This is a genomic window from Sphingobacterium sp. GW821-FHT03E03 (assembly GCF_059420745.1).
On sequence record NZ_JBWKUH010000037.1, the window covers coordinates 12348 to 38054 of the forward strand.

A 25707-nucleotide genomic window follows, 5' to 3' on the forward strand; every position below is an offset into this window, starting at 1 on the left:
CTGATTCAGTAAGATCTATACACAGATCAGGTTACTGAAAGGCTATTTTTCCTTTTCATTGGCTGATTATTTTCTTGATCAATACGATTTGTCCCAAATGATAGTAACTATGTTCAACTACCCCTTCAATGTTTCGTAGATAGGAACCATATTGCTCATCAAAAAAAGGCTGGCTAAAAATTTCTGTATCAAATTGCTCGATTTTATCTGCAAAGTGCTCTGCATTGCTGATTAAATCAAGCCTGAGTTTTTCCCAATCGGCTTTGTTGGTTATTTCAGGTAAATCAAAACTGTATTTATCATTAATTTCCAGCTTCCCAGTTTCAAATGCGGTAAGCAAGCCCTTTAAGTAATAATTGATGTGATAGGTGAGTGCAGCAATGGTATTTAAATTGTTGATCTTCAGAATAGCCTGTTCCCAACTGATATCTGCTAGTTGCTCCTGGTAGTTGGTATTTGCAATCCAATGACCATTTAATAAAACTTCTCTAAGTCTGTTTGCAATAAATAGCTGCTTTTCCATTTCCTGTTAAAATTTTCTATTGATCAGTATTCCCTTGTTTTTGATAAAAAATTAGATTTTTTAAGGAATGTTAGTATCGTAAGGTTTATAGCATTTTTATAATTCTAATTTACATACAATTTTCGTATTCTTCATCTTGGGTTAATCTCTTGTTAATAAGACTTTTGTTTTTTTGTGCAAAGTCATTGTTACCAATATATCATGTTTGCACTAACCGGAAAAGATTTAAGAAATGTTTGGGATCAATTTGTAGAAGATGAATGTGAGGAATCCTTTTATACTTTATACAAACATTATTACCATTATCTTTCCTACTTGGGACTTAAAAAGAAAATGTCCATGCAACGTATTCAGGATAGTGTCAATGATGTGTTTTTACATCTTTGGGAGAAAAAGAACGGCAATCGACAAATAAGCAATCATCATAATTATATTATTACAGTATTTTTCCGAAAGCTCTTTCGTAAAGAAACACTTCAATTGACGGATTTGGATTTTTTGGAAGAAGCACACGATCCAGCTATCCATCAATCTGTCGAAGAACAGTATATTCGCAAAGCGACGACAAATACTGTCGCACAATTGGTTCAGGAACATCTTGAACAATTGGGGACGAAGCAGCGTTTGGTAATTTATCAACGTTTTTTTCTTGACCTCTCCTATCAGGAAATTGCGGACGCCAATCAAGTTTCTATTCATACCATTTATAATACGATCTATAAATCCCTGGAAAAGATCAAAAATAATCTGTCTAGTGAACAAGAAATCTTCCTTAAAGTAGCCGTGGGACTACTTTCTTCATTTTTATTGATTTTTTCTTAAAAATAAGTAGTGAAAAAATGATGTCCCTCGCTCTATTGGATAAATTACAATCAGAGCGGAATGGACGAACTTAATTTACAGGCTTTATTACAAGATGAATCTTTTGTCAACTATTGCAGGAGAACAGAGAAAGAGGATATCGAGAAATGGGAAAAATGGCTGCAAAAATATCCAGAACATCAACAATCTATTGCGGAGCTAAAGGAGACTATTTTGGCGATGGGATATTATGCCGGAGAGGTATCCGTTCACGCAAATTACTTCCGTTTACAACAGCAGATAAAAAAGCATTCTAACCAGAACCGTTTTAAAGAAATTGGTAAAACCTTCTGGTTTAAAATTGCTGCCGCAGTACTTGCCGTAGGTGCTATTTCACTGTTTTTATTTCGACAACAAGCCCCTAAAGAAACAACAGAGATTGTCCAACATATTGGTTCTCCAGGAGAAGATGCCGCAATGTTGACCTTAAAAGATGGTTCGGTAATTTCCTTAACTGACATTCGCAATGGGAGTGTCGTTGCGCTTCAAGGGGGAGTAGAGATTCAGAAGAGCAAAAACGGTGAGCTGGTTTATAAAGCTGTAGAACAGGATGCTGCTGCAACAGCAGCGGTCAATAAAATAACTACCAATCGGGGCAATCAATATCAAGTGATTTTGCCAGACGGATCCAAGGCTTTTCTGAATGCAAATTCCACGTTGACTTATCCATTGAAGTTTGCAAATGATGCGCGAAGTGTGCGTATGACGGGCGAAATTTATTTTGAAGTCGCAAAGATGGATAGGGGAACGGATGGGAAACGAGTCCCTTTCTATGTGGAAACAGCAGAACAAAAAATCGAAGTACTCGGGACACATTTTAATGTCAATGCCTATCAGGATGAACCCTATACCACGACAACACTGCTGGAGGGAAGCGTACGGGTGACTTCTTTAAAAATGAATGAATCTGTCCTACTGAAACCGGGGCAAAGGGCATTATTAAGCGAGCGGTTGCGTATCGATAATACGGATATTTCTCAGGACGTAGCATGGATAGCGGGCGACTTTGTATTCAAGGGTGAAGAATTGGGTAGTTTACTACGTAAGATTTCAAGGTGGTACAATGTGGATGTGGAGTGTCCACAGCGGCTCAATAAACTCAAATTTGATGGTATGGTATCACGTTCCCAACCACTCTCCACCATCATGGACATGTTACAGACAACAGGGAAGGTAAAATTAACACTAAATGGAAGGAGGCTTATTGTGATAGATTGACCTATCTAATCATGCGATGAGCTCAATAAAAACAACCAAAGGTGCTGGTAACACCCTTGGTCAATGTGTTAAGCTTATCGATAACGTTGCGATTCAATAATCATCAAATAATATTAACTACAACAAATATATGAGTTTTTATCAATGCATGCGTGTTATGAAAATCACCATGGTATTTTTAACTTGTTTGTTGGTGAAAGTCAGTGCGTTTACTTATGGTCAACGGATTACACTCAACAGGCAAAATAGCAATATCCCAACTATTTTAAAAGAAATAAGGCAGCAGAGTGGCTATGATTTTTTTTATGATAACGGCTTATTTAATCGTGCAAAACCCGTTAACATCAATCTCAAAAATGCAACTATTGAGGATGCGTTAGATATCTGTTTTGCAGGGCAACCATTTGGTTATGTCGTGAAAAATAAATTGGTTGTCGTGACAGCATCGTCTTTAGGTCAGGAAAGACCAGCTTATGTATCACAACAGCAACTGCTTTCCGGACGGGTAATAGACCAGGAGACCAAGCGAGCTTTGGCAAGTGTTTCCATCCGGGTTAAGGGAACATCGGGCGGAACAAATTCTGATGCCAATGGTAACTTCTCTTTGACGGTTTCTAAAAGTCCCGCAACATTGGTTGTTTCCTATTTAGGTTATCAAACAAGAGAGCTGGAAGTCAAAGAGGGACAGGCAAACCTTGTTATCGGTTTAGCACCACTTGCAACAGCTTTGGAAGAGGTCACCGTTCAGGCAAGGCGCAAGGCTAATACCGAAACTGCGGTACTGGAGGAACGGAAGCGCTCATCTATTGTGCAGGACGCGATTTCTGCCGAATTGATCGAACGTACAGCAAGTATCACGACAACACAAGCTTTACAACGTGTCACCGGAGTGACCGTAACAGATGATAAGTATATTGCAGTAAGGGGATTAGGAGATAGATCAGTAATCGGGCAATTAAATGGCGTACGATTGGCATCTTCAGATCCTGATCGTAGTGCTATCCCGCTGGATCTCGTTCCTGCTTCTCTTCTGGACAATATTACGGTATATAAAACAGTTACTCCAGATAAGCCGGCGGATGCTGCTTCGGGTATTGTTGAACTGAAAACGAAATCTGTACCGGATAAAATGACATTCGAACTTATCGCCCAGACTGGTCTCAATTCTAATATTGGTCTAGGTGGTAATTACAATAGTTTCTGGAACAGTGAAATGGGAATATTGGGCACTCGAATTAACAAAAAGGATCTATCTTCTGATTTCCTGGATCTAGCGAAGCAATATCCCAATGGACTGAGCTCCATTCAGGACAGGATTGCCAACAGCAACTATAGTCCGTCGGGCTATCAGGAAGTAAACCGCATCAATGGTATTATGAAAAGCTTTGATCCGGTCATGACTACACGATATCGCAGAGCACCTATGAATCAGCTATATTCAGCCACGTTTGGAAATAGCTACGACGTCTTTGGTAAACACAAATTGGGACTTGTTGTCGGTGGAAATTATTACCGAAGGATTTCTGATACTTATCAAGGCGAGTTAACACAATACAGCATCTACCAAGGTGTCGTGACAGGCAATCCAGATATATTTAGTTTTAGAAATATTCCCAATTATATCACACCCAATAGTTTGTTTATGGGGAAATATCAGACCTATAAAGAGAATACGGGAACGGAAACGCTCAATTATGGTACACTTGTAGGTGTTACTTATCGTTTCAGTACACAGCATGAAATCAGCATGCAATATCTGGGTAGCTGGGGCGGTGAGTCCATAGCCACCAATTTGAATGGGCGTTATGAATATTCCGGATTACCCGGAGAAGTGAAAAGTACAATCCATTCCTTAAAACAGACTTTTCGGAATCTGAATACCTTTAATCTACAGGGAGAGCATAAATTTTTGAAAGATGAATTCTCTCCACGATTGAGCTATAACGTGGCAACTTCAAAATCCACGCAAAATGATCCAGATTTTAGGTTTGTGAGTCTTGTTGATTATGCACCTAGAGGGGGAGGATGGTATAGACGGCCGATTATTGGGGAACAAGCAGGAGCTGATGATTATGTCTATTCTGAACACCTTTATGCGCTTACATCGGGTTATGTCAACGGATTTGGAAATTATGGCATTATTCAGGCTGAACCTAATGGTCGGAGATGGCGAAATTTAAATGAAGACAATTTTAATGCTAAAGCGGATTTAAATTTTCCTTTTAAGTTATTTGGAGAAAAACAATTGCTAAAGACGGGCTTCAATTATTTGTTCCGGGACCGCAAATTCATGGAAAACCAATTGTTTCTGCCGGGATCAAATTTTACGGGCAATAAATCCATTCCATTGTATGATGTTCAAGGAAATCTGGATCGCTTGGTCAGCAACGAAATCGTTGGTGTTGTGCTACCAAAGCCGGGACAGGGGGAAGGAATGATGCCAATTGGAGGTTTTTTATATAATAGTCAAAAATCACCGAACAACTACAAAGGTTATTTCGAAACCAATGCGCTTTATGGTATGTTGGATCTTAAAGTTGCAGAGCGGTTTCGTCTGGCGGGTGGTGTGCGGTTTGAGATGACCAATATCGGATCTGCTGTAGATACAGCCAATGTATTTTTAGACCCAGCACTTACTGCAACATCTCCAGATGGAACACGCATTCCCTTGGATCCAATCAATCCAAATTCTGTATACAAAACCGGTTACAAACCTTTTTATTCAGTCAATGCAACTTATACGCTTAACGATAATATGAATTTTCGTGGAGCTTTCAATACAACTTTGGCAAGACCTGAGTTGAGAGAGATTACGAATGTCTTTGAATTTGATGCCTTTCAAATGGGATTGGTCGTTGGTAATCCTAATCTGAAGAATCAATATACACAAAATGCGGATTTTCGTTGGGAATGGTTTCCCGAAAAGGGAGAGGTTATCGCTATTTCTGCTTTTGGAAAACGTATCGAGAATCAATTGGTCAAAGTCTTTAATTTAAAAACGGAGGGTCTGGCTGCAACTTATCCTGAATTTCCAACAATTCAATTCCAAAATGATGGTAATATCGGTAAAGTGTGGGGACTGGAATTCGAAATTGTTAAGAATCTGGGAACTTTATATGATCCTTTGAAAAATCTGTTTCTCGGTACTAATCTTTTGTTGGCACAAAGTGAGATAAAAAAATCTGCTGAACGCTATGAAGCGAATCGCTCCCTTGATCGGTACACGCCTAAAAATAGTCCATTATTTGAGCAAGCACCTTATTCCATCAATGCTTGGCTAAATTATGATAATGACAAATCGGGAACAGATTTGACCTTGACCTTCAACATGGTCGGAGAACGTCTGGTACAGATCAACTTGACCGGGGAACCGGATCTGTATACACAACCTGTACCTTATCTTGATTTTGTATTCTCACAAAAACTTAATAGACGAATCTTGTTTAAAGGTTATGCCAAGAATATCATTAATCCTGCAATAAAAACAGTTTATGCAAATCCACAAACAGGTGGGAAATGGTACGGAAATGAATACATCAACCGAAGTTACAAGCGTGGTGCGGAAATTATGATCGGTTTTACCTATAACTTATTTTAATCTGATGAAATTAAATGTTTTTAAAAATAGATGCTGGTGGTTTTTAGGAATAACAGTTTTATGTTCGTTTTCTTTTGTTGCTTGTAAAAAAGAAAAGTTGGACGTTATCATCGACAACCGCCCTGTGACTGAAAATAGACCGAATTCGAATTCGAGAATTGTTAACTTATTCGACTACAATCAGCTGATCGCTAATGGTGATAGCCTGACTAATTTTGTGGTATTACATCCGTTGCTTCCGGGTAATCATAAATACCCCGGTACATCGTATTTCCCAACAGATGGACGCTTAGGGAAAATATGGCCCATTCCACAAGATCTTTTCAACCAGAAGGAGGAAGCTGAACTGAGCTTTTCTGCTCGTTATTATACTGGTTTTGGTTTAAATCATGATCTCAAGGTTCATGTGAATAATAGTTATGAGATGCCCAAAGACTATTTTTTGCTGCCGACAATGTTTATGAATGGTCAACCTGATGTTGTCTCCTTAGAGCGGACTGCTACTAGCCCAAGTAAACCCGATCATTTCAAGATTAGGATTGTAAATCTAGCTGGAGCAATTAAAAATCCCCCCAGCGGATTGACGGGGCCCCAGGAGAATTTGGTTGGAGCGATATCATTGGCTTATGCTGACGGCGCTTTGGTCAGCCCAAAGACGAACACGATATCCGTTGCCCAGAAGGCCTCAGAATATATCGAATTACCTTATGGGACTTATCAATTTAAGGTATTGCTTCAGGATGGGAGACCACTTCCAGCATTGGGGACGGAACGACATGAGTATGGTCTTATTGATTTACCGACGTCTACTATTCCTGAAAACCATGCCAAGTCAACTAACCTGGTCTACGCACCAATTCAGAATTTTCAACCCGGTGGAGTGTATACGATTGTAGTTGCTCCACAGCAATTTAATTACATCTCCAATGAATTGGACGAAACCGTGAATGTCTATCAAAATTCGTTTCAAATTATTACAGATATCGCAGCACCAGTAAACCAAAGTTATCTTCGGATACAGGGAGTCAATGCCTACAAAGATCAGTCCATCGGATTTAGGATAGATGGAAAAACACTTGCATCGGGACTTGATTTTGGGAAAGTGAGCACTTATGGTGTTTTTACCCAAAAGCAGTATACGATTGAGGCAATTGACAATTCAGGAAATGTACTTGCTTCCTTAAATCAGGATTTACGGAGCAACCAAAACTATACAGTTTGGCTCCATCCTGATCAAAATGGAAAAGCTCAGCTCTTGCTGATTGCCAATGATCTTAGTGGTACACTTCCATTACCGGCAGAAGATGATGGTACTTATAGCAGACTCGCTTTTAAATTTTTCTTTTTCAATCGTTTCTTAAATCTATCTATCGGGAACCCCTACATCACGTTTACCCTTCCAAATGGGCAGCCTATTGGAAATAGTTCGAATGCGAATCTTCAACCGGGTATTCCTTCACTGAATATGCCTTACACGAATATGAATACGATGATGAAGGCATACGAGATTATGGCCTACCGATCTAAGCCCGATGTGGTACCCGGTGTGTGGGCTGAAGATATCGATGTGCTGAAATCAACAGACTTTATCGCAGATAAATCGCTTTATACAAAAATCAAAAGAGCATTACCTGCGCACGAACCGGGAATTTATACTATAGCATTAATTGGAAAAAGCGGTGCTGGAGCATCCGCTAAAGAGAAAGCTAAAATGATCATTATCAAACATAATAAATAATGAAAAGACAAAGAATACTACATTGTGTAAGTGTGTTGGGTATTTTTCTCATCCTGTTCACGGCCTGTACCAAAATTGATTATACACAGATCGCTGAGCCTGCTTACCTCCGGGTTTTTAATAATATCAACTATGTACAGACCATGGGAAGCAAAGATGACAAGGTTCCTTATTTCTGTATGCTTATCAATCCGAAGACCGGAGCTGATGGAAAGTTTACCGGAGCAGAAATTGTCGGTGACTTTTTGGACAAACGGGATCCTTATGCGCCACCCTATCCTTCACATATCGGTAACAGTAATAGCTTAAGTAATCCGGAATATCCGGGAAAAGAGAATGTATTGGTTGGCCCGATCTTAAATGGATTTGATCTGAGTAGCTGGGCGCAGATTCCATCTGGAGAGGTTCGTGTTGTATTTGCTTATCGCCCCAAAAATACAGTTCCATTCTTTGAATTGGAGGAACGCTTAACGAATGATATACTGATAGATACAGTGATTAATTTACAAAGTAAAGAGGTCTACACACTGCATCTCTTGCAAAAAGATTTTGTCAAAAAAGATCATGGGATTTTATTGCGGCAGGAGAACTTCTATAAACTTCCCTTATCCGATTCATTGGTTTATGTGAACTTCTATAATATGAGTGCCAAAGGCTTTTGGGAGGCTGATGTCAATTTAAAAGATGATGATTACAAACTAGCAAGTTTTAGGCATGGTATCAAGGATGAAATGAATGTGTTTATGTCGCTTTATGAAAGCCAGGAAGAGCTGAGCCATTACGCCGCCACGGTAAAAGGCTATCGTGGTAAATTTATGACGACGGTCAAACTCAATACAAGCACGGATGCTGTAAGCCCTTATGTGAGTTTTCCGCTATGGGCAAGTAATAAAGCGAACGGCATCCGAACTTATATATGGCAGCGATTTGATTTTTTTGCACCCGGAATGAATCCTGTGACGAATCCTTTTTACGATAGCGATCGCAATACAGGAAGCAATTGGGCGGTACTCAACTGTCTTTTAAATGGAAAAGTTGGATTAACAAGTAATGAGAATGGAACCTTGCTTCCAAACCTGCTGGTCAATGTGCATTCAGGAAAAGACAATCCGCACACTTTTGCGACGGTCAATACGATTGAAGTTGTCAATGGACGGGTATACTTAACGACGATACAACGAAAATATGCACCGCCAATCTATTAAACATAAGCTGAAATGAATCGAACAAATAATTGCGAAATAAAATATAAGATGTCTCAGATGAAGTGCTTAGGTTGCTTTTTTGTAGGCCTGTTTATTTCTATCCTACAAAGTTGTAAACATGATAATCTTACTATGCCTGTCCCGAATGAAAATATACGGCCAGCAGCGGATTTTATTCATAATAATTATGAAATGCGTCTCTTTGATGCTGCGCTCCAAAAGACAGGATTGACTGCAGAACTCAATGGAGAAGGACCATTTACTGTCCTTGTACCCAATGATCTAGCGTTTAATGAAATAGGGGTATTTCGTCCGACAGATTTTGACAAAATGAATAAAGATAGTTTGCGGCGGATCATTGGCTACCATATTCTTCCCCGACGTCTTTACCTAAGCGATATTCCGAGCAACTCCGTGGATTTTCGGTATGCAACACGTGAAGGATCGGAATTATATGCATCCATAGGCTCGCTCGCACCAGGAGCAACTGCACCGACCAACATGTTGTTTTTCAGTGGTGCAAAGGCAATCCGTAAGGATGTGGTTTTATCTAACGGTGTCTTGCATGTGCTCGATAAGTTAATGAAGCCACAGTTCGAAAAAAATATTCAGGAATGGCTGAGTGATAAGAAGGAATATGCTGTGTTTGTCGCGGGACTGAAGAAGTTTGGCCTGTGGGATCAACTGGCTCAAAAAGGTCCATTTACGGTATTTGCGCCAACAAATGAAGCTTTGGAAAAACGAGGGGTAACAGCGAGTTTTTTGGAGGGAGCTAATCCTGAACAATATATGGGCGAGGTACTCTTTGGTGCCTATATCATGTATGATAAACATTTTTTTATATCGGATTCACAGGTATTCACCATTATTAATTCGAACGGTTATTACAAATACTACTTAAAAGATAAAGTTCATTACATGGAATATTTTGCGAATGAAGCTTATCCAACATGGAAATTGAGTTACAATATGAGGCTCAGAAGCAACGATATGTTTAATTCGATTATTCTTGCCGATATAACTTATTCGGTGGGAGCCAAGATGGATTATCTATGTAGTAACGGTGTGGTACACGATTTAGATAAGGGGCTAGTAAGCCCTGATCAGGCTATTAAAAAGGAAGAAAATGAAAAATAAATCAATCCGGGTCACTCGATATCTTTTACTGATTTGGGCGACAAGTTTACTTGTCATGTCCTCTTGTAGTAAGACTGAATTTATGCCTGATCTTGTCGGAGAACAGGTGCCTTATCAAAATGAGGCAACACAGGATCTCAGTCAATTGTTGGCAAAGCGTAGTGATGCAAAAGTGTTTTTAGCAGCATGGCAAAAAAGCAGCATACTAGCACTCATTAAAGCTGAGGGCATTCATACGAAAGTTACCATTTTGGTTCCAACTGATAATGCACTGAAGCAAGCTGGGATAACTGCGGAGACCATTCAAAAAATGACAAAAGAAGAGCTTACTGACTTTATTCAGTTTTACTGCTTTTGGGGGGAGTTTGATCAGACTAAACTTGGTCAATATAGCCTGATGGTTCGCTCAATGTTAAAAAATTCGAAATACCGAGTTCCATTTTATGATAACGAGGAACCTGTGGGACGACGTTATGACCTATATTATTATAGACATTATCTGGCAGTAAAAGAGGGAAATCTGCTTATCAATGGTAAATCTGTAGGCAAATTAAGCTATGAGCCAGCAACAAATGGTGGTATTTATTTCATGGAGAAATTTGTTCAAAAACCTACAATGACAACACTGGAAGCTTTAACTGCCGATGGAAGATTTACTTTTTTTATTGAAGTACAACGTTTGGCTGATGATGCTTTTTTTGAGAAGATGTTAGATGATATTGAGCCACTTTGGGGTTATCGAATGACAAAAGAAGAATTTTTGAGCTATTACCCTGATATCAGATATTCCTATAAAAAGGACTGGGAAGCAGACATGGAGCCAAGTCATGAAGAAATGGCCAATATGAACTTGACAACATTATTTGCACCTACGGATGATGCATTTAAACGTGCGGGTTTTAACAGTGTGGCGGAAATCCTAGCATTCAATGCCAAGAGAGGTGATGTCAGGTTTGATGATTTATATTTTGAACCTAGAGGAGCATATCCAACAGATACCCTGTTTAACTATCATCGCAATTGGGGACGGTTGTTTGGTACAAAAGACCCTGCCTACGGTCTCGCAGGAGCTAACAATACCGTATTCTATAGTAATGATCTAGATCCGGTGTTGCTAAATGACTATTATATCAATATCGGCGGTTCGGGACAAGTTCAATATGCTTATAAGATGCCATTTGCTTTCTCTCGAAATTCGAACCAGATACAAATGAAGATCAAAAATGCCGAACAGCTACCAGTCAATATTGTGGAATCGGATATCAATACCCTTAATGGACCTATTCACGTACTTGATAATTTGTTAGTCCCGAAGGGATTCAAACTTAAATAAAAAGATGAGACAATATAAATTTCGCTATTACAGGAATTGTATACTTGTGCTGCTAGGCAGCTTTGCACTAGCCTGTAAAAAGGACGATAATGCGGTTCGCTTTGACAATAACAGCGTCAATTTTGTTGTTGCTGATAATTTTAATCTATCTGCATTTAATGCCGCGTTGCGTGTAAGCAACATGGATAAGGAGCTGAAGACAGGAAAGGGACCTTATACATTGCTTGCACCATCGGATGATGCTTTCTCCAAAGCAGGCTATCCTAGTGTGGTCAAAATATTATCTGAGCGTGCGGCAATAATTTCCAATATCGCCTATTATCACATATTGGACGGAAAATATGAATTGGATAAACTTCCATTTCTATTTAATCAAGAATTAAAGACACGTAAAGGTAAGGTCTATGCCACACATTGGGTCAAAGGTGCTGATACGGTACTTACATTAAATGGTGCCCGTGTTTTGACTCAAAATTTACCGGCTTCAAATGGATTGATACAGGTACTTGATCGCGTGATGACGCCTTATGTTCATGATAAGATTGTGGATGCAATCAATGCGGATGCAAGCATCAGCATATTTGCTAGGGCTATTAAAAGGTCTGGTGTGCTATCGGAAAAAGTCAATCAAGGGCCTTATACCATTTTTGCACCGACGAATGCAGCAATGGCACAAATGGGATTTACTTCAATACAAGAAATCGAAAAGATCGGGGTAGCTGAATTGAAGCAAGTGGTCAATTACCATATCGTTCGTGACCGCCGCTTTGTGTACGATTATATCTTAAGTACGGGTAACACAAATGTATCTAAACAAACGATGCTGGATGGGAATAACGTACAGATTAGATTGATCCCCAATGCAAATTCTCCGGGAGCATTTATTGGTATAACACTTCGTGGTCTAGGCAACACCAGTGATGTCTTGTTACAAAAGCAGGATATATTAACTGGTGATGGGGTACTGCATATTGTCGATCAATGTTTGCGGATTACACAATAATAAAAAAAGTTTTATCTCACGATTTAAGGAAAAACAGAAATGAATAGATATCAATATGGCAGTATCTGTATAGGACGATCAACCAAGATAAACTTTACAGTAATGTCAACACTCAAATTAATTTTCCTCTTTTTATTTCTTTTGCAGGGGTTCGTTTCCTCAGCGCAGGAAACCTCAGGTGCGATCACAGGAAAGGTGCAAAATAGTGGAGGGAACGGAGTTGAGAAAGCAACAGTCACTGTTGTACATACACCTACGGGAACACGTTACGTACAGTCCACGGATAAAGATGGACGTTTTACATTAAACAATATTCGCATTGGTGGACCATATATAGTGGATGTAAGCAGTGTGGGGCTACAAGCGGATCACAGGGAAAATATCTTCGTACGCCTGGGTGAGGCCTTACAAGTTGATTTTATCTTGGAGCAACGTACCGAAACATTAGGTGAGGTGGTTGTAACGGGCCGAAAAAGAGATACTAGAGTTGGGACGGTTGGAACAGGAAATCATATCAGCAGTGAGCAGGTACGGAATATGCCTACAGCAAATCGTTCGATTACAGATGTGACTAGACTAACACCTCAGGGTAGCCGGGATAATAGCTTCGGTGGAACCAATTTTAGGTATAACAACGTGACGGTGGACGGAGCCATCAACAATGATGCAATAGGTTTTAGCCCGTCTCTAGGAGGACAGACCGGTACTTCTGGGATGGCAGGAAGTAGTACTCGGACCAATCCAATCTCGATCGATGCCATTCAGGATATGCAGGTTTATCTAGCTCCCTATGATGTCAAAATTGGAAATTTTACAGGTGGATCGGTCAATGCCGTGACAAGGAGTGGTACGAATAAGATAGAAGGTTCGGTATATGCTTTCGGGCGTAATGCTGCATTAACAGGGAAGGATCGTGTGGGAACTTTAGGAAAAATGGATAAGGACTTTTATGATTATCAAACGGGATTTCGAATTGGTTTTCCATTGATCAAGGATAAATTGTTCTTTTTCAGTAACGAAGAGATCACACGACGTCAAGATCCTACACAACTGCGTGTAGGAACGACTGAAACAGCACATATTCTGGATCAAGCCGATGTCGAGGCAATAAAAACAGCAGCTCAGTCGCGTTATGGAGATATTTTTAATATCGGAACAGCTGACAATTATACCAATTGGTCACGTTCAACAAAATTTTTCAATCGTTTGGACTGGAATATCAATGCACAGCACCAATTGGCAGTTCGTAACAATACCATCTTTAGCAAAGCGACACATATGGACAGGGATCAACAAGATTTTCGTTTCAGTGGAATGGCATTCGAACAGGAGAATAATCAAACGAGTACTGTTGCAGAATTAAAGAGCAGATTTAGTAACAATCTTTCCTCCAATGTTGTAGTGGGATACACGCAAGTGAATGACCGCCGCGATCCGTTGAGTGATCCTTCTTTGCCTCAGGTGCAGATTCAGGGACGTACACCAGGAACGACGATCTATCTTGGAACCGATCGTGAAGCCAGTATTTTTAATATGCGACAAGGGACTTGGGAGATTACGGCTAATCTGAACTGGACGAAAGGCAGGCACAAGTTTTTGATCGGCACGCATAACGAACTTTATCGTATCCGGTATGGCTTTGTCAACGGTTGGAATGGTCGTGTAGATTATAACAGTATTGCGGATTTTGTTGCCAATGTACCGTATCGTGTAAGAGGTAGCTATAATTATACGGACAATAGTCGATCGTATATCTTAGATCACCCTGCTGCAGATTTCTCGGTCAATATGTACAGTCTCTACTTGCAGGATGAGATCCGCGTGAATGATCATTTCCAAATTATCCCTGGGCTTAGAGCAGATTTAGCGAGCCTACCAGATATGCCAACGTTAAGCGAAAAAGTCAAAGACATGTGGGCTGATCCTGGTTTCGGAACCAGCTATACATACACCCCCGCCAATCGCCTGAAAAATGAATTTTTAAATAAAATTCAACTTTCTCCCCGAATAGGATTTCGTTGGGAAGCGATGGACAACAAACAATTGGTCATTAGAGGAGGAGCCGGGTTATTTACTGGACGTATACCGTTTGCTTGGCTTGCCTATGCCTATTACAATACAGGCGATAGCTATGGTGCATTTGATCAAAAAGCTGATCAAAAACCTTTTGCACCGGGATCTGATCCCATTAAACCTAGTCCAAATGGAATAGGAGATTTTATTGCACAAAATGGCGCTATAATCCATGATCCAAGTACCGGGAAAACTCAGGTAGATTTGGTTGATAATGATTTTGTGCTTCCACAAGTTCTCCGGTCAAGCTTAGGCATAGATTACCAGGCGGAAGGCTGGAAATTCACAGTGGAAGGCATTTATACAAAAAATATAAACGATGTATTGTTTCAGCAATTGAACAATAAAGACAATCCGTTGTGGTATGGTTACGATGTCAACAAGCAGCAACCGGTTTATAGTGGCACTGTAGATAATCGTTTTTCAAATGTTTACTTATTGAGCAATACCAATCAAGGTTATCGATATAGCTTAACCGGTACAATAGCGAAATCAATCAAAGAAAAGTTGAATGCGACTTTGAGTTACACCTATGGTCAATCCAAAGATTTGAGCAATGGTGTTCGTAACTCCATGGAAAGTAATTGGCAGCTCAACCAATCGTTGATTCCAAACAACCCAAAATTAGCCTACAGTAACTTTGATATACGTCATCGTATCGTTTCAAGTATAAATTATGAACAAGTATGGCACAGTGCTGGGCGGACAAGTTTTACCTTATATTTTAGTGCACAATCAGGTAGTCCATTTACCTATGGTATTGTCAACAATAGTATCCAAGGATTACCACAACAGGTCAGTTTGGTTTACATTCCGAGACAGACAGAGGCAATGCATTATTTCAAGGATATTACTGGTGGAATGTCCGCTCAACAACAGGCAGACGCTTTTAATAAATTTATTGATGGTAACGCGTACCTAAGCTCCCGTAGAGGTGATTTTACAGAACGAAATATGGGACGTACGCCATGGAATCTACAGGCTGATTTACGTGTTGCGCATGATTTTTTTGTTCAAAAGTCAAAAAAACAATTTATCACCTTTTCGATGGATATCATGAATTTGACAAATCTGATCTATAGAAAATGGGGCGTTCAATACTTCTCACCAAATACATTTAATTCAACGAGTAGTGTAGGGCTGACACCATCATTGTTTCCACCAACGCAAAATGCAGATAACTGGCCTGTATTTACATTCAGCGATCCGGGTCAGTCCTATAGCATAGATTATTTTAACTCAAGGGCGCAGATACAATGTGGCGTTCGCTATACTTTCTAATTTAAAATACGCTATTATGATAGTTAAGATCGTAAGGAGTGAAACAATGAATCGAGCAATGAAGCTCAAGAAATAAGGCGCAAAAAAGAATTTATTCCCATGAAAAATATAGTGAAACTAACGATGATATGTATATCAATGATAATTGCATTAATCGGCTGTGGTAAAAAAGAGGAATTGATAGATAAGGAGGTGGCGAAAGTGAGTAGCTATTACCCTAATTCAGGCAAGGCAGGGACATTGGTTACGATTGAAGGACAGGGTTTCGGCAGTTCGATTACTGAATTTACGGCGACAGTTGCTGGGAATCCGGCGGAGGTGATCAGCGCGACTCCTACTTCTGTTGTGTTGCGCGTGCCGAAAGGTGATAAAAGCGGAACAGTTGTCTTGAAGTATGGGAGCAATAGCTTCGAGGTCGGCACGTATACCTATCAGGACTTGTCTATAGCAAAAGTTTTTCCGACTAATGGTACCGGTGGAACCCAATTGCGGATTGATGGTGAGGGGTTTGGCAGTACAGATATGCCGGCGGAGGTTTACGTTAATGGTAAAAAAGCATTGGTTGTGAGTGTTACCGATAAGGTCATCATTGCTGAAGTACCAGAAGATGCTGGGTATGGTGCTGTAGAAGTACGTGTAGACGGAAAAAAATCTCAAGGTCAAAATTTCACCTATCAGGTTATTCGCAGCATCAAACCAACAAGCGGTGGAGCGGGGACAAAGGTTACATTGACAGGTGAAGGCTTCGAGAAACTAAATTCGGGCAATGTGGTCGATTTTAACGGTAAAATTGCTGTCGTCTTGGAATCCAGTCCTGAAAAAATTGTTGTTGTTGCACCGACAGGGGTGGGAACGGGACTGTTGTCCGTCAACATCAACGAACAGAAAATCTCAGGACCGACGTTTACCGTGGTTGGTAAACCAGTCATTGAAACGGTTTCACCTTTAAGTGGCCCTAAAGGATCCGAAATGACGATCAGTGGACTATTATTTAGTAAGATACTGGACGAAAATCAGGTATTTATCAATGGAAAGCAGGTCGCTATTTCTTCAAGTAGTGAACATCAGATTAAACTGACCATTCCCGGTGGAACTGGATCGGGCAAGATAAAAGTTGTTGTCAATGATCAATCGATTGAAGGACCACAGTTTAAAGATCAGACCTTGGGTATACGTTCGATGAGCCCAGATAATGGTCTGGCAGGGACAAGTGTTACGATTATGGGAACTGGTTTTAGCTCAAATTTAGCAGAAAATCTAGTCTATTTTAATGGTGTTTTGACGCCAGTAAGCAGTGCCAGCGAAAATAAATTGGTATTAGAGGCGCCACAGGGAGTAACGACAGGCCAGGTGAAGGTCGTGGTTGGTAGCCAAGATGCTTTGGCACCGCAACAATTTCGCAGGGCAGGGATAATGACCCTAGCTGGAGGTCCAGGAATGACCACATTTGGCAGTAATATGGCTGGAATGGCGATAGATCAACAGGGATATATCTACGTTACAGATACAGAGAATAAACAAGTTAAGAAGGTGTCACCAACAGGTAATGTATCCATCCTGCAAGTTGATGGTGCCAACGCGATTTTTGACTATCCCTCAGGAATAGCAATTGACCAGCAAAATAATGTCTATGTCAGTGACCAACGGGCAAACCAGATATTTAAAATTACACCAGCAGGCAAACGTACGATACACGCAAGCGGATTTTCTCCTACATCCATGTGCATAGACTTATCGGGCAATTTGTATGTTTCGGTTGCTGGATTTGCGCAGGGGGTAAACAAAGTCAATATTACCGGAAATTACACAAAGGTAACGGGGCCGTCCTGGGTGATGGCCAAACCTTTTGTGGATAGCCAGGGTTACTTATACTATTCGGATCAGAATACAAGTAGTAACAATGGGGTTGAGTTAGTGAAACCCGGTGATACGCGGGGAGGGATGTTTGTTGGAAGTTCAGATGCTGGATATGGAGATGGGATAGGAACTTACGCACGTTTTAGCGGTATCGGTGGAATTACTCCTGGACTGAACAACCGATTAATTGTCGCTGATAATAATAATTATGCGATTCGTGAAGTCAATATGACAACCAGAGAAGTAACAACCTTGATAAAGACTGGCTATGGTTATGTGGACGGTACTTTAGCGACGGCCAAGTTTACATTGATAAAGGATGTTGTGGTGGATAAAGAGGGCAATATTTACCTTATGGATGTGGCGAATAAAGCGATTCGGAAATTATTCCTAAAATAAAATTTTATATATCCCCGATGCATCAATATTGTTCTCAGAAAGTTAAGTTCTTTTTTGAAACGATATAAAGTAAGCATCGGGGATTTTGTTAATTGCTATCTATGCTGTGTAAAAAATTGCCATAGAAATCGGGAATATCACTGTGATAAATAGCAGCTGCAACTGCCTCAATCGGATAATCTACTTTAACTATTTTGGCTTCTATGCTTTCTTCTGTCAGCGTAACTAAGGCATAGGAAGCCTTTCTGTCTTTCTCTTTGCTTCGGCCAACAGACCCACAATTGATAAACAGGACTTCTTCGGTCCGTTGGACATAGGAGTGATGGGTATGACCCATGACCAGGATATCGATGGCTCTTTCGCGCAATTGAACTGACAAGTCCGCTTTAGGTGTTGATTCATAAATGTATTCATCATTACTATGCGGACTGGCATGCACAAGCAGGATTTTTCTAAGATGATCACTGACTTTGAACGTTAATTCAATATTGTATGGTAATGTTGCCAACCATTTTTTGTGAGCAGCTGTTATTTCGTTCTTGCTGAGATTGATGGCGATGTCACGGTTTACTGTTTCGATCACATCGTGGTGTGATAAGGGAACAATAGGCTCATCGAAGGCAACCCTTTGATCGTGATTTCCGAGTAAACAGGGGATATTTTTTTCCTGTATTCGGGCGATAACCTCATTTCCCCATGGGGCAAAATCGACCAGATCACCTAAACAGTAAATCTGTGTTACCCCGCTCTTTTTTATATCCGTTAATACTTCGTCCAATGCCACAATATTGGCATGTATATCACTTATTATTGCAAGTTGTATCTTCATCTATCCTACAAACTTAGCCATTCGAAGCGCAAATTAACAGCATGAATATTGTTTTTAAAAAGAAAATGAAATTGGTATTATATTCCTTAAGATGAACCATAAGTAATAGAAGCGAAAATAATATACAATATTTTAATAAGTATATATCCCGTGTTATAACAGTCAGATATATACTTATTTTCTATCAAGGTGGTTAAAGATTCATACCACCGGATACTTCAATGCGTTGTCCATTGATCCATCGGGCATCCTCAGTACACAAGAAGGCTACAACTCCACCAATGTCGTCAGGCACACCAGCACGACCTAAGGCTGTTACACTCGCGATATGTGCATTGGTTTCTTTGTTGTCACGAACATGTCCCCCGCCAAAATCTGTTTCAATAGCTCCTGGGGCGACTACGTTCGCTGCAATACTGCGAGAGCCTAGTTCCTTGGCAAGATATCTTGTCAAGACTTCGATAGCACCTTTCATCGAGCCATAAGCAGAAGAACCCGGAAATGCGAAACGGGCAAGACCCGAAGAAATATTAATAATACGTCCACCATCGTTTATAAAAGGATGTGCTTTCTGGGTTAGAAAAAAGACACCTTTATAATGGATATTATATATTGCATCAAATTGCTCCTCTGTGGTCTCCGAAAATGGAGCGTATAATGCCGTACCCGCATTATTGATTAGAAAATCAAAATTTGATTGACCTGTTTGATTTTTTAGATGTTCGGTTATTTGCCTTATAAAATGATCAAAGGATTTTGTATCACCGGCATTGAATTGAAATGCCGCTGCATGTTGTCCCAAAGCCTTAATCATAGAGACAACATGATCTGCTTCTTCTTTATTGCTATTATAAGTCAGTATGACATCAATTCCTTTTTTAGCAAGATTAATTGCTATGTTTCTTCCCAAACCCCGGCTTCCGCCAGTTACTAAAGCAGTTTTATTTTTAGCCATTTCTATTTTGTTTTAAAATTTAATAGCACAAATTTCGCTTGAAAAGTATTTGCTGAGTTTGTGAAAAGCAAATCAATATTTGCGAAATTCAAATTATAATCGTTGAGAACGATAATTGTTTGGTGAAAGCTTGGTTTGCTTTTTAAAGAAATTAGAAAAATGTGCTATTTCCTCAAAACCGAGTGAATAGGCAATCTCTGAGATATTCCAGTCCGTTTGCCTGAGGAGGATCTTTGCTTCTTGTTTAATTCTTGCACTAATTACTTGTGTTGTTGTCTTGCCTGTACTGTCCTTGAGAATTTTATTGAGGTGGTTTACATGAACGGCGAGGCGTTCAGCAAAATCATTGGCTGTTCGTAGCTGCAACCGTTGCATTGAGGATTCTATTGGAAACTGTCTTTCCAATAACTCAATGAAAAGTGAGGTAATTCTGGTTGACGCATTGTGCATGGGATTACTGATACTTTTCGGCTGTAGCTTTTGTCCATAATGAATGATTTCAAGAACGTAATTCCTTAAAAGATCATATTTAAACATATAATCAGAACATAATTCCTTGTTCATTTTTTTAAAAATTCGCTCAATTTCGATCCGCTGTTCAGTTGTAATCTGAAAAATAGGAAGTCCACCGGGTTGAAAGATGGGTAGATCTTCCAATACGATACCACTTTTATTTCGCGCTAAAAATTCATCAGTAAAAACACAAAAATAGCCTTGTTGATGTTCGTCTTTGGGTATCCAATGGTAAGGAACTTTCGGTGTCGCAAATACCAAAGCAGACTCTTCTATTTCAATTACCTTATCTGCATACTCAGCGGTGTTCTTTCCTGTGATTAAACTGATTTTGTAATAAGTTCGCTTATTGTAAGGCATGATGGGTTTCTCTTTCAACTTTGCAGCGAGCTCCTCAAAGCTAAATACGTTGAAGTGCCCAAGCTCACGTGCTATTTCCTCAGGTATAGAAGCATTGATCTCATTGTAGAACTGTTCGATTGTAGTTGTTTTCATATCAATTACATTTGCAATAATCAAATTTACCTTTTTTATTCTTTGGTTGGAGATTAGTATAATCTAGCCATTAAAGATTGGCTTCTATTTTCATTTTAATGTCAATAGTTCTATTATATTTTGCACAATATAATTTTTCAATATACATTTGTATTATTGAAACAAAAGCAAAAACAAATTAAAATATGAAAACGTTATATACCATAGGCGCCACAGCCACAGGAGGACGAAACGGTCAGGTAAAAAGTGAAAATGCTGTATTGGATCTGGCGGTTCGTATGCCGAAGGGTCTTGGAGGTGCGAACGATGATTATGCAAACCCAGAAATGCTTTTCGCCGCTGGTTATGCTGCTTGCTTTGATAGTGCCTTGAATTTGGTGATTAGGCAAGAACGGATAAAAACAGGTGAGACCAAGGTTACTGCTCAGGTGAGTATTGGACAGTTGGAGAATGGTGGTTTTGGTTTAGCAGCGGAATTACATGCCAATATTCCTGCAGTCAGTTTGGAGGTGGCACAGCAACTGATTGAAAAAGCGCATCAGGTGTGTCCATACTCAAATGCTACGAGAGGTAATATGGAAGTGAAGTTAACAGTATCAAACAACGAATAATAGATGAATCATATTGCCACAGTGCTCACGATGCTTGTACTTATTGAACATGTTTATATTGTGTGGATGGAAATGTTTGCTTGGGAAACTGCTGGAAGACGTAGTTTCGGTAAAGCGCTACCTGCTGAGCTATTTAAACCTACAAAAGGGCTTGCTGCCAATCAAGGCCTATATAATGGCTTTTTGGTCGCCGGTTTGGCTTGGTCATTTTTTATCAATGATCAGATCTGGAGTGACAATGTTCGCCTATTCTTTCTAGGCTGTGTTCTTGTAGCTGGCATTTTTGGAGGTATCACTGCAAGTAAAAAGATCTTCTTTGTACAGGGAATTCCAGCATTACTAGCAATATTATTCGTTCTTTTTTCAAAATAAACAAACAATTAAATGTCCTTAATAACAGACTTAAAATGGAGACACGCTGTGAAAGCGTATGATCCGACAAAAACGGTTACACAAGAAAATATAGATAAAATATTGGAGGCAGCTCGTTTTGCGCCAACATCTTCGGGTTTGCAACCTTTTAAAGTATTGGTAGTTGAAAATCAAGCTTTGAAAGATGAATTAGCAAAAGGAGCCTTAAATCCGGAATGCATGCGTGAATGTTCCCATGTGCTGGTTTTTGCGGCTTGGGATAACTACACCGAAGAGCGTATTGATAAAGTATATGATTTCACTACAGATGAGCGAGATTTACCTCGTGGCCGCTTTGGGTCGTATACAGATAAGTTGAAATCCATCTATCTAAATGAAGCTGCGGAACGTAATTTTGCACATACAGCACGACAAACTTATATTGCTTTAGGTTTGGCTCTGGCACAAGCGGCAGAACTCAGGGTTGATTCTACCCCGGCGGAAGGATTCGATAACAAACTAGTGGATGAAGTATTGCAATTGGAAAAACTTGGATTGAAAAGTGTATCATTAATGTATGTAGGTGTTGCAGATACTTCCCGTGACTGGATCTCTACAATGAAAAAAGTCAGAATGCCGAAAGAAGAATTTATTGTTGAATATAAATAGAAACATTATATACTTTTTGAACTTTAAGAAAACAATATCTTTGTAAGATGGATGATTTATTGAAACTGGACAAACAGTTATGTTTTTCCGTATATGTTCTGCATCGCGAGATTATGCAGCGTTATCGCGCTATTCTAGCAGAAATAGATTTGACTTATCCACAATATATCACAATGATGGCTTTATGGGAAAATAACGAACAAACTGTAAACCAATTGGGAGAGAAGTTATTTTTGGATAATGGTACCCTTACACCACTACTGAAACGATTGGAAAGCAAGGCGCTACTTACCCGCACGCGAAGTAAGACGGATGAACGAGTGGTAAAGATTCGTCTCACAGATCTGGGCTTGCAATTGAAAGAAAAAGCAGCCTGCATTCCGATGCAGATTTTTGAAGCTTTAAAACTGGATTATTCAGATATGCAACAGCTTAAAGATTTGGCAGATAAAGTCGTCACTAACGCGGGAAATGGCTAATAGTTTAATGATAGATTTATTTTATCACAATTTCGTTGTTTTTAATCAGAATAGGTTATTTTTAGCTCATTCTAGTAGTATTTAAATTTCATAGGAAGAATGCGTTTAATAGCAATTGCCGTTTATTGTGTCTTGTTGGTGCTCTCGTTCGCAAGCTGTGAAGAAAAGAGGCGGGATGCAGAGTTATTGAAGTATGTTGCTTATAGTAATCGCGATAGTGCTCAACTGGAACTTGATCTCTTTGAAAGCCGTTTTCATGGAAAGTTACGTTTTTATAGACCCGGTGGTGAAATTGACTCGGGAGAGGTTCGGGGGAATATCAAAAACGATACGCTGAGCGGTGATTATTACTATACGCCATTCGGCTGGGGACAGAAAAAAAGGAGACCCTTTGTTTTACTTAAGAAAGGGTCTCAATATATTTTAGGAACTGGTACCGAACAAGAATATATGGGTATTCCTCACTATATACCATCGACAATCAATTTCCAACAGACTAAATTTATTTTCAGGGAGGTAGCCCGTTAAGATACCCGATTGAAAGTAACGACTTACAAGATACTTTTCAACTTAATATATTGTAGGAGCATGATGGTCTTGCCATCCTTGATTTCTCCGCTTTCGATCATAGCCAAAGCATTATCGATTTTAATTTCTAAGATTTCGATATTTTCCTCCTCTTCCTGCAAACCTCCTCCATCACTAACTTTCATATTGTTGGTATACTCTGCGATAAAGAAATGTAGAATTTCGGTAACCGAGCCAGGAGACATATACGCTTCAAATATTTTTTTTGCTTCCTTGATCTGATAGCCAGTTTCTTCTTCTGTTTCTCTACGGATACAATCTTCTGGCGAATCTTGATCTAACAAACCTGCACAAGCCTCTATTAACATTCCAGATTCATTCCCATTTATATAAGTTGGAATTCTAAACTGTCTTGTCAATATAACGGTTCGAGATGCTATGTTATAAAGTAGTATTACAGCACCATTTCCACGATCATAAGCTTCTCGGCTTTGTTGTTGTACAGTTCCGTCCGGCTTTGTATATTGATAGGTGACTTTTTTTAAGGTATACCAATTATCAGATAGAATCTCTGTTTTTAAAATTTCAATATCTTTGATTGCCATTTTTAGCGTGTTAAGGTCAAGCTATAAAAGTAAGTATTACAGTCCATATTATTTTATTTTAACCCATCTTCCAAGGCCTTCTTGTTTAACTTAAATTCCCTATAACCAAATGCGCCTGATTTATAGCCTATAACAGCACCAAATTCGATGTCATTTGCTGAAGAAGATTTGGCAAACACAGCTGAGCGATATACATTCGATGAAGCTAAAGGTGTTTCAAATACACGAAAATGTACTCCATCCTTTGAATAGGCAAGATAATTCAAGTCTGAGGAGTATCTGTCGACATTTCCTATAGCAAGACATAGAAAATAGTAACCGTCAATATAGGCCGCTTGCAGATGCCAGGTCGAATAATTTTTATTTAATTCAAGCCAAGGTTTATTGATGAATTTAACTTGTTTGCTATTTCGGTAGGCTGTAAAGTCAAGACCATTGGATGACGCACGCAGCAAGACGCTTGTCATAATAGGAGATTGATAGGTCGGCTTAAAATCTACCTCATAGCTAAACATCTCATTTTCATTTCTGATAAAGGAAGGCGATATGATATGATTGTCCTGAATAGAAGCTGGTTCATTGCTCGTGTATACAATTTCAAGTGGAGTCCAATGAATTCCATCGGTTGAAGTTTGTCTTACAATAACACGCTCGGCTTCCTGATTTAATTTTCTCGTATTATTATCGCTCTTTGCACCCCACTGTCTTAAGATTTTATTGGAGAAAAAACATCCTCTATAATATAATTCGAATTCTTTTCCATTGAAGTTCCAGTCGACATCAGACCAATAGCCTTGGTTAGGAATGCCACTCGGTGGGATATAAGAATCTTCTATAGCAGGACGACGTTGTATGGGATTTGATAATCCAGTTGGGGTGATCCATTCTTTGCCATCATTTGATACCACAATACTAGGATTTTCGTATAATGATGCAGCTCGATCAGAACCTAATATACCAAAATAGGGCGTAAAGACCATCCAATATTTATATCCGTTGAAACCTTTTGGGAAATACTCAACATCAGGATGACAGTAACTCGCATTTTTACCAGATATGTCCTGGATCAATTCAGGTCGTGAAGATCCAGGCTCGTTCGCATTTGCTATACTATTAATCTTTATTGAAGCTAAATCATCTGTAAATCCTGCTGGAATAGGCATTTTGCTTCTATCAATTGGTTTGGGATCTACTGGAGTTATACCAGGTGGAATATCTTTTTTACATCCAATAAGCAACAATAAACCTAATAAGAAATAGGTGGATCTCTTGAAAAACATTGTCGAACAATAAAAATATGAAAATGTAGATACGGTAATTTTTTGGTATTACTTTCCCTGTTAATTTTAATTTAGCCAAGACAAAATTGATGTATTTTTTTTATTTCGCAAAATATATTTTTTAGCGGGAATAATTAAATTTATTGGTCTTTAGATTTATGTTTAG

Annotated in this window: 21 protein-coding genes; 15 read left to right on the top strand and 6 right to left on the bottom strand. The window is 39.4% G+C overall.

Annotation, left to right across the window (positions count from 1 at the left end):
* Positions 1 to 55: 55 nt before the first annotated feature.
* The gene (locus AC07UV_RS24010) at positions 56 to 523 is read right to left on the bottom strand and encodes a DUF1572 domain-containing protein (RefSeq protein ID WP_495185582.1); all 468 of its coding nucleotides are present in this window, start codon (positions 521 to 523) and stop codon (positions 56 to 58) included.
* Between the two features lie 201 nt (positions 524 to 724).
* Between AC07UV_RS24010 and AC07UV_RS24015 the strand changes: the two genes are divergently transcribed.
* The 10 genes from AC07UV_RS24015 to AC07UV_RS24060 all read left to right on the top strand — a co-directional run bounded on the left by AC07UV_RS24015 (position 725) and on the right by AC07UV_RS24060 (position 18226).
* Complete coding sequence (locus AC07UV_RS24015; protein WP_495185583.1) at positions 725 to 1345, top strand: RNA polymerase sigma factor; 621 nt, start codon at positions 725 to 727, stop codon at positions 1343 to 1345.
* 60 nt (positions 1346 to 1405) lie between these two features.
* Entirely contained in the window at positions 1406 to 2602 is a 1197-nt protein-coding gene (locus tag AC07UV_RS24020) for a FecR family protein (protein ID WP_495185584.1), read from the top strand.
* Between the two features lie 130 nt (positions 2603 to 2732).
* Positions 2733 to 6200, top strand: coding sequence for a TonB-dependent receptor (locus AC07UV_RS24025; protein WP_495185585.1), 3468 nt, complete (start codon positions 2733 to 2735; stop codon positions 6198 to 6200).
* Positions 6201 to 6297: 97 nt separating this feature from the next.
* Positions 6298 to 7938, top strand: coding sequence for a DUF4397 domain-containing protein (locus AC07UV_RS24030; protein WP_495185586.1), 1641 nt, complete (start codon positions 6298 to 6300; stop codon positions 7936 to 7938).
* Positions 7938 to 9143 (top strand): hypothetical protein, encoded by a 1206-nt coding sequence (locus AC07UV_RS24035; protein ID WP_495185587.1) that lies wholly within the window; start codon positions 7938 to 7940, stop codon positions 9141 to 9143. Before AC07UV_RS24030 ends, AC07UV_RS24035 begins: the two co-directional genes overlap by 1 nt.
* Positions 9144 to 9200: 57 nt before the next feature.
* Positions 9201 to 10280, top strand: coding sequence for a fasciclin domain-containing protein (locus AC07UV_RS24040; RefSeq protein ID WP_495185588.1), 1080 nt, complete (start codon positions 9201 to 9203; stop codon positions 10278 to 10280).
* Positions 10270 to 11613, top strand: coding sequence for a fasciclin domain-containing protein (locus AC07UV_RS24045; protein WP_495185589.1), 1344 nt, complete (start codon positions 10270 to 10272; stop codon positions 11611 to 11613). The genes AC07UV_RS24040 and AC07UV_RS24045 overlap by 11 nt, the downstream gene beginning before the upstream one ends.
* Positions 11614 to 11617: 4 nt before the next feature.
* On the top strand, positions 11618 to 12616 hold the full coding sequence (locus tag AC07UV_RS24050; RefSeq protein WP_495185590.1) for a fasciclin domain-containing protein: 999 nt from the start codon (positions 11618 to 11620) through the stop codon (positions 12614 to 12616).
* 102 nt (positions 12617 to 12718) lie between these two features.
* Positions 12719 to 15970: a TonB-dependent receptor gene (locus AC07UV_RS24055; RefSeq protein ID WP_495185591.1), complete on the top strand. Its 3252-nt coding sequence runs from the start codon at positions 12719 to 12721 to the stop codon at positions 15968 to 15970.
* 138 nt (positions 15971 to 16108) lie between these two features.
* Positions 16109 to 18226, top strand: a complete 2118-nt coding sequence (locus tag AC07UV_RS24060) for an IPT/TIG domain-containing protein (RefSeq protein ID WP_495185592.1) — start codon at positions 16109 to 16111, stop codon at positions 18224 to 18226.
* Positions 18227 to 18314: 88 nt separating this feature from the next.
* On the opposite strand, the gene AC07UV_RS24065 is transcribed toward AC07UV_RS24060, so the two are convergent.
* The 3 genes from AC07UV_RS24065 to AC07UV_RS24075 all read right to left on the bottom strand — a co-directional run bounded on the left by AC07UV_RS24065 (position 18315) and on the right by AC07UV_RS24075 (position 21018).
* The gene (locus AC07UV_RS24065; protein WP_495185593.1) at positions 18315 to 19055 is read right to left on the bottom strand and encodes a metallophosphoesterase family protein; all 741 of its coding nucleotides are present in this window, start codon (positions 19053 to 19055) and stop codon (positions 18315 to 18317) included.
* A 193-nt stretch (positions 19056 to 19248) separates the two neighbouring features.
* A complete protein-coding gene (locus AC07UV_RS24070; protein WP_495185594.1) occupies positions 19249 to 20010 on the bottom strand; it encodes an SDR family NAD(P)-dependent oxidoreductase in 762 nt (253 codons plus the stop codon).
* Positions 20011 to 20103: 93 nt separating this feature from the next.
* Positions 20104 to 21018 (bottom strand): helix-turn-helix domain-containing protein, encoded by a 915-nt coding sequence (locus AC07UV_RS24075; protein WP_495185595.1) that lies wholly within the window; start codon positions 21016 to 21018, stop codon positions 20104 to 20106.
* Between the two features lie 185 nt (positions 21019 to 21203).
* Between AC07UV_RS24075 and AC07UV_RS24080 the strand changes: the two genes are divergently transcribed.
* From AC07UV_RS24080 to AC07UV_RS24100, 5 genes are all read left to right on the top strand, one after another.
* On the top strand, positions 21204 to 21629 hold the full coding sequence (locus AC07UV_RS24080; protein ID WP_282252947.1) for an organic hydroperoxide resistance protein: 426 nt from the start codon (positions 21204 to 21206) through the stop codon (positions 21627 to 21629).
* A 3-nt stretch (positions 21630 to 21632) separates the two neighbouring features.
* Positions 21633 to 22001 (top strand): DUF1304 domain-containing protein, encoded by a 369-nt coding sequence (locus AC07UV_RS24085; RefSeq protein WP_495185596.1) that lies wholly within the window; start codon positions 21633 to 21635, stop codon positions 21999 to 22001.
* Positions 22002 to 22013: 12 nt separating this feature from the next.
* A complete protein-coding gene (locus tag AC07UV_RS24090; RefSeq protein ID WP_495185597.1) occupies positions 22014 to 22649 on the top strand; it encodes a nitroreductase family protein in 636 nt (211 codons plus the stop codon).
* Positions 22650 to 22696: 47 nt separating this feature from the next.
* Positions 22697 to 23128 (top strand): MarR family winged helix-turn-helix transcriptional regulator, encoded by a 432-nt coding sequence (locus tag AC07UV_RS24095; RefSeq protein ID WP_495185598.1) that lies wholly within the window; start codon positions 22697 to 22699, stop codon positions 23126 to 23128.
* Positions 23129 to 23227: 99 nt separating this feature from the next.
* Complete coding sequence (locus AC07UV_RS24100) at positions 23228 to 23656, top strand: hypothetical protein (protein WP_282252952.1); 429 nt, start codon at positions 23228 to 23230, stop codon at positions 23654 to 23656.
* Positions 23657 to 23679: 23 nt separating this feature from the next.
* On the opposite strand, the gene nudK is transcribed toward AC07UV_RS24100, so the two are convergent.
* Both nudK and AC07UV_RS24110 read right to left on the bottom strand, forming a co-directional pair.
* Entirely contained in the window at positions 23680 to 24261 is a 582-nt protein-coding gene (gene nudK, locus AC07UV_RS24105) for a GDP-mannose pyrophosphatase NudK (protein ID WP_495185599.1), read from the bottom strand.
* 53 nt (positions 24262 to 24314) lie between these two features.
* Complete coding sequence (locus tag AC07UV_RS24110) at positions 24315 to 25541, bottom strand: hypothetical protein (RefSeq protein ID WP_495185600.1); 1227 nt, start codon at positions 25539 to 25541, stop codon at positions 24315 to 24317.
* Between the last annotated feature and the right edge of the window lie 166 nt (positions 25542 to 25707).

What these genes read in the sequence shown, in the direction of transcription:
- AC07UV_RS24010 (WP_495185582.1), bottom strand. Translation starts at nt 523, where the DNA reads ATGGAAAAGCAGCTATTTATTGCAAACAGACTTAGAGAAGTTTTATTA.
- AC07UV_RS24015 (WP_495185583.1), top strand. Translation starts at nt 725, where the DNA reads ATGTTTGCACTAACCGGAAAAGATTTAAGAAATGTTTGGGATCAATTT.
- AC07UV_RS24020 (WP_495185584.1), top strand. Translation starts at nt 1,406, where the DNA reads ATGGACGAACTTAATTTACAGGCTTTATTACAAGATGAATCTTTTGTC.
- AC07UV_RS24025 (WP_495185585.1), top strand. Translation starts at nt 2,733, where the DNA reads ATGAGTTTTTATCAATGCATGCGTGTTATGAAAATCACCATGGTATTT.
- AC07UV_RS24035 (WP_495185587.1), top strand. Translation starts at nt 7,938, where the DNA reads ATGAAAAGACAAAGAATACTACATTGTGTAAGTGTGTTGGGTATTTTT.
- AC07UV_RS24040 (WP_495185588.1), top strand. Translation starts at nt 9,201, where the DNA reads ATGAAGTGCTTAGGTTGCTTTTTTGTAGGCCTGTTTATTTCTATCCTA.
- AC07UV_RS24045 (WP_495185589.1), top strand. Translation starts at nt 10,270, where the DNA reads ATGAAAAATAAATCAATCCGGGTCACTCGATATCTTTTACTGATTTGG.
- AC07UV_RS24050 (WP_495185590.1), top strand. Translation starts at nt 11,618, where the DNA reads ATGAGACAATATAAATTTCGCTATTACAGGAATTGTATACTTGTGCTG.
- AC07UV_RS24055 (WP_495185591.1), top strand. Translation starts at nt 12,719, where the DNA reads ATGTCAACACTCAAATTAATTTTCCTCTTTTTATTTCTTTTGCAGGGG.
- AC07UV_RS24060 (WP_495185592.1), top strand. Translation starts at nt 16,109, where the DNA reads ATGATAATTGCATTAATCGGCTGTGGTAAAAAAGAGGAATTGATAGAT.
- AC07UV_RS24065 (WP_495185593.1), bottom strand. Translation starts at nt 19,055, where the DNA reads ATGAAGATACAACTTGCAATAATAAGTGATATACATGCCAATATTGTG.
- AC07UV_RS24070 (WP_495185594.1), bottom strand. Translation starts at nt 20,010, where the DNA reads ATGGCTAAAAATAAAACTGCTTTAGTAACTGGCGGAAGCCGGGGTTTG.
- AC07UV_RS24075 (WP_495185595.1), bottom strand. Translation starts at nt 21,018, where the DNA reads ATGAAAACAACTACAATCGAACAGTTCTACAATGAGATCAATGCTTCT.
- AC07UV_RS24080 (WP_282252947.1), top strand. Translation starts at nt 21,204, where the DNA reads ATGAAAACGTTATATACCATAGGCGCCACAGCCACAGGAGGACGAAAC.
- AC07UV_RS24085 (WP_495185596.1), top strand. Translation starts at nt 21,633, where the DNA reads ATGAATCATATTGCCACAGTGCTCACGATGCTTGTACTTATTGAACAT.
- AC07UV_RS24090 (WP_495185597.1), top strand. Translation starts at nt 22,014, where the DNA reads ATGTCCTTAATAACAGACTTAAAATGGAGACACGCTGTGAAAGCGTAT.
- AC07UV_RS24095 (WP_495185598.1), top strand. Translation starts at nt 22,697, where the DNA reads ATGGATGATTTATTGAAACTGGACAAACAGTTATGTTTTTCCGTATAT.
- AC07UV_RS24100 (WP_282252952.1), top strand. Translation starts at nt 23,228, where the DNA reads ATGCGTTTAATAGCAATTGCCGTTTATTGTGTCTTGTTGGTGCTCTCG.
- nudK (WP_495185599.1), bottom strand. Translation starts at nt 24,261, where the DNA reads ATGGCAATCAAAGATATTGAAATTTTAAAAACAGAGATTCTATCTGAT.
- AC07UV_RS24110 (WP_495185600.1), bottom strand. Translation starts at nt 25,541, where the DNA reads ATGTTTTTCAAGAGATCCACCTATTTCTTATTAGGTTTATTGTTGCTT.